Here is a 3,699-nt window from a genome sequence, read left to right as displayed (position 1 = left end):
CCTGTCGAGAGCCGGACGCCTCGGCACCTTCCCGGCTCTCGGTAGAGTCGCCGGACGAGGTCGGGCGAACGAGGAGCGATCGTGCGTGAGGCGGTGATCTGCTCGCCGCTCCGCACGCCGGTCGGCGGGTACGGCGGGGTGCTGGCTTCGGTGTCGGTGGCGACGCTGGCGGCCACCGTCATCCGTGCCGTGGTGGAGCGGACCGGCCTCGATGTCGCGCGTGTCGACGATGTCATCCTCGGGCAGGGCTACCCCAACGGCGAGGCGCCCGCGCTCGGCCGGGTCGCGGCGCTCGACGCGGGCTTGCCGGTGACCGTGCCCGGCGTGCAGGTCGATCGTCGCTGCGGTGCGGGGCTCCAGGCCGTCCTCGACGCGGCGATGCGCGTGCAGACCGGCGCGGCCGACCTCGTGCTCGCCGGCGGGGCCGAATCGATGAGCCGGGTCGAGCACTACGTGCTCGGGGCGCGGGACGGGTTGAAGGGTTCCGGCGAGCTCCACGACCGACTCGCCCGAGGGCGAGTGACCGCAGGGGGAGCGGACCACCCGGTCCCCGGTGGCATGGTCGAGACGGCCGAGAACCTGCGTGCGGAGTTCGGTATCCGGCGTGAGGATCAGGACGCGTTCGCGCTCGGCTCGCACCGCAAGGCCGTCGCCGCGCAGGAGGCGGGCCGCTTCGACGACGAGCTGGTCCCGATCGAGGTGGCCGGACGTCGCGGCGCGGTCAGCGTGGTGGACGTCGACGAGCACCCGCGCCCCGACACCTCGCTCGAGAAGCTCGCCGGCCTCCGGGCGCTGCGCTCACGCGTCGATGAGCACGCGACGGTGACCGCGGGCAACGCGTCGGGACAGAACGACGGCGCGGCCGTCTGCATCGTGACCACCACCGAGGCCGCCGAGCAGCACGGCCTGCGCCCGCTGGCACGGCTGGTGTCGTGGGCCGTCGCCGGTGTCGAACCCGCGCGCATGGGCATCGGCCCGGTCCCCGCCACCGAGGCCGCCCTCGGGCGCGCTGGCATCGCGATGGACGACCTCGACGTCATCGAGTTGAACGAGGCTTTCGCGGCGCAGGTCCTCGCCGTGCTGTCGGTCTGGGGGATCGCCCCGGACGACGAACGCCTCAACCCGAACGGGTCGGGCATCTCGCTCGGTCACCCCATCGGCGCGACCGGCGGTCGCATCCTGGCGACCATGCTCCACGAGCTGGACCGCCGCGAGGGTCGCTACGCGCTCGAGACGATGTGCATCGGCGGTGGCCAGGGGCTCGCCGCGGTGTTCGAGCGGATCAGCTGATCCGTTCCAGCGGGGCGAGGGAGCGAGCACGTGGGACGTCGACCTTCGGCAGCGATGGGTGCGGTCGTGACCGGCGGCGCCGGCGGCCTCGGTCGATCGATCGCGGCTGCGCTGATCGAGCGAGGGCACCGGGTCTGGGTCGCCGACATCGATCGGGCCGCCGCCGACGGTGTCGCCGGTGAGCTCGGACCCAGGCGGCGCTGAGGGTGATGCGGCCGGCGGACCGTGGCCACATCGTGAACATCGTGTCGCTCGCCGGGTTGGTGGCACCTCCGGGCGAGACGATGTGCTCGGCCACCAAGCACGCCGCGCTGGCGTACTCGGTCGGTACGGGCCTCGACCTGCGCCGCCAAGGGTCCAAGCGTGTCCACGTGACGGCGGTGTGTCCCGACGGCATCTGGACCCCGATGCTGGACGACCACCTCGACGATCCGGAGGCTGCCCTGTCGTGGTCGGGCACCGTGCTCGCGCCCGAGCCCGAGCAGGTGGCAGCCGTCGTCGTCGACGTGCACCGCCGGCCACGACCGGTGGTCAGCGTGCCGCGGTGGCGCGGAGGTCTGGTGCGCATCTACGCGGCGTTCCCGCGCCTCGCGGCCGTCATGGCGCCGGTGGTCATGGCCCAGGCGCACCGGAAGCAAGCGCGGTTCGCGGCCGAACGGCGACGAGGGCCCGCCGCGTAGGGCACCTCGGCACCTGCCGGAGCCGGAGGGCTCGCGGAGGTCAGCGCGCGGGGTCGGCGGTCACCTGTTCCTGTCGTGCCTGGTCGCGGACGGCTTCAGCGACGACCTGGGCGACGCGGTCGTTGAAGGGGGAGGGGATGATGTAGGTGTCGCGGAGCTCGTCGGGGGTGATGACGTCGGCCAGAGCGCGTGCTGCAGCGACCTTCATGTCCTCGGTGATGGCGGTGGCGCGTGCGTCGAGGGCGCCGCGGAAGATGCCGGGGAAGGCGAGCACGTTGTTGATCTGGTTGGGGTAGTCGGAGCGGCCGGTGGCGACGACGGCCGCGTGTTCGCGGGCGCCGAGAGGGTCGATCTCCGGGTCGGGGTTGGCGAGCGCGAACACGATCGGGTCGGCGGCCATGGTGGTGATGTCCTGCGGATCGAGGACGTTGGGGCCCGACACACCGATGAACACGTCCGCACCACGGATGGCGTCGCGGAGGCTGCCGGTTCGTCCGTCGGTGTTGGTGTGCTCGGCGAGCCAGCGCTTGGAGTCGTCGAGGCCGGCACCGTCGGGAGCGAGGATGCCCTTGCGGTCGGCCACGATGATGTCGCCGACCCCTTCCCGCAGCAGGAGCTTGGCGATCGCCACGCCAGCGGCGCCGGCGCCGGACATCGCCACGGTGATGTCCTCGAGGCGCTTGTCGACCAGACGCAGCGCGTTGTGGAGCGCGGCGAGGCTGACGATGGCGGTCCCGTGCTGGTCGTCGTGGAAGACGGGGATGTCGAGCGCTTCGCGCAGGCGTTCCTCGACCTCGAAGCAGCGGGGTGCGGAGATGTCCTCGAGGTTGATCCCGCCGTACACGGGAGCGAGGGCGATCACGGTACGGACGATCTCGTCGACGTCGGTGGTGTCGAGGCACACCGGCCAGGCATCGATGCCGGCGAAGCGCTTGAACAGGGCGGCTTTCCCCTCCATCACCGGGAGGGCCGCGGTCGGGCCGATGTCACCGAGCCCCAACACGGCGGTGCCGTCGGTGACGATGGCGACGGTGTTGCCCTTGATCGTCAACCGGCGCGCGTCGTCCGGTTCGTCGGCGATGGCGAGGCAGACCCGGGCGACCCCGGGGGTGTAGGCCATCGAGAGGTCGTCGCGGGTCTTGAGCGGCACGGTCGGGTTGACCTCGAGCTTGCCCTTGAGGTGCATCAGGAACGTGCGGTCCGAGACCCGGTGCACGTGCACACCGTCGACGCCATCGACCGCGTCGCGGATCCGCTCGGCGTGGTCCGAGTCGCCGGCGTTCGCCGTCACGTCCACGGTGAGCGGATCGGTCGCGGTCTCCACGAAGTCCATCGCGGCGACCGCACCACCCGCTTCCCCGATCGCGGTGGTCACCCGCCCCACCGCCCCCGCATCATCCGCGGCCAGCTGCAGCCGCATCGTGATCGAGTAGGACGCGTTCGGGCTGGTCACGGTGAACTCCGAGTTGACGTGAACGTCGAAGCTAGCGCCCGTGTCGCCCTCGGAGCAGGACTCGCCGGGTGGTGGTGGTGGTGGTGGTGCGAGCGGGGAGACTCGAACTCCCACAGCCTTGCGGCCACTGGGACCTAAACCCAGCGCGTCTGCCAGTTCCGCCACGCCCGCGTGGCTCGGGACGCTACCGCTGATCAGGGAGAACGGGTGAACGGCGCATCACGGCGGTTCCCGCCCGGTCGGCCCCTCGGACGTCCGGAGCCCATCCGATCGGTG

4 protein-coding genes and 1 tRNA gene are annotated in these 3,699 nt (G+C 71.9%); 3 read left to right on the top strand and 2 right to left on the bottom strand.

The features are described from left to right. Window positions 1-81 precede the first annotated feature (81 nt). Genes WEB03_RS03865 through WEB03_RS03855 form a run of 3 tightly spaced genes read left to right on the top strand, consistent with a single transcriptional unit; the run spans window position 82 to window position 1,970 of the window. Window positions 82-1,290, top strand: coding sequence for an acetyl-CoA C-acetyltransferase (locus WEB03_RS03865; protein WP_368069657.1), 1,209 nt, complete (start codon window positions 82-84; stop codon window positions 1,288-1,290). A 30-nt stretch (window positions 1,291-1,320) separates the two neighbouring features. Beyond that, the gene (locus WEB03_RS03860; protein ID WP_368069656.1) at window positions 1,321-1,494 is read left to right on the top strand and encodes an SDR family NAD(P)-dependent oxidoreductase; all 174 of its coding nucleotides are present in this window, start codon (window positions 1,321-1,323) and stop codon (window positions 1,492-1,494) included. A gap of 32 nt (window positions 1,495-1,526) precedes the next feature. Then, complete coding sequence (locus WEB03_RS03855) at window positions 1,527-1,970, top strand: hypothetical protein (protein WP_368069655.1); 444 nt, start codon at window positions 1,527-1,529, stop codon at window positions 1,968-1,970. A 40-nt stretch (window positions 1,971-2,010) separates the two neighbouring features. On the opposite strand, the gene WEB03_RS03850 is transcribed toward WEB03_RS03855, so the two are convergent. After that, a complete protein-coding gene (locus WEB03_RS03850; protein ID WP_368069654.1) occupies window positions 2,011-3,423 on the bottom strand; it encodes an NAD-dependent malic enzyme in 1,413 nt (470 codons plus the stop codon). Window positions 3,424-3,507: 84 nt separating this feature from the next. Further along, window positions 3,508-3,594 (bottom strand) — tRNA-Leu (locus WEB03_RS03845). Between the last annotated feature and the right edge of the window lie 105 nt (window positions 3,595-3,699).

The sequence above is a fragment of the Nitriliruptor sp. genome, assembly GCF_040882075.1.
Taxonomy (GTDB): Bacteria; Actinomycetota; Nitriliruptoria; order Nitriliruptorales; family Nitriliruptoraceae; genus Nitriliruptor.
This window is presented reverse-complemented; position numbering and strand designations above follow the sequence as displayed.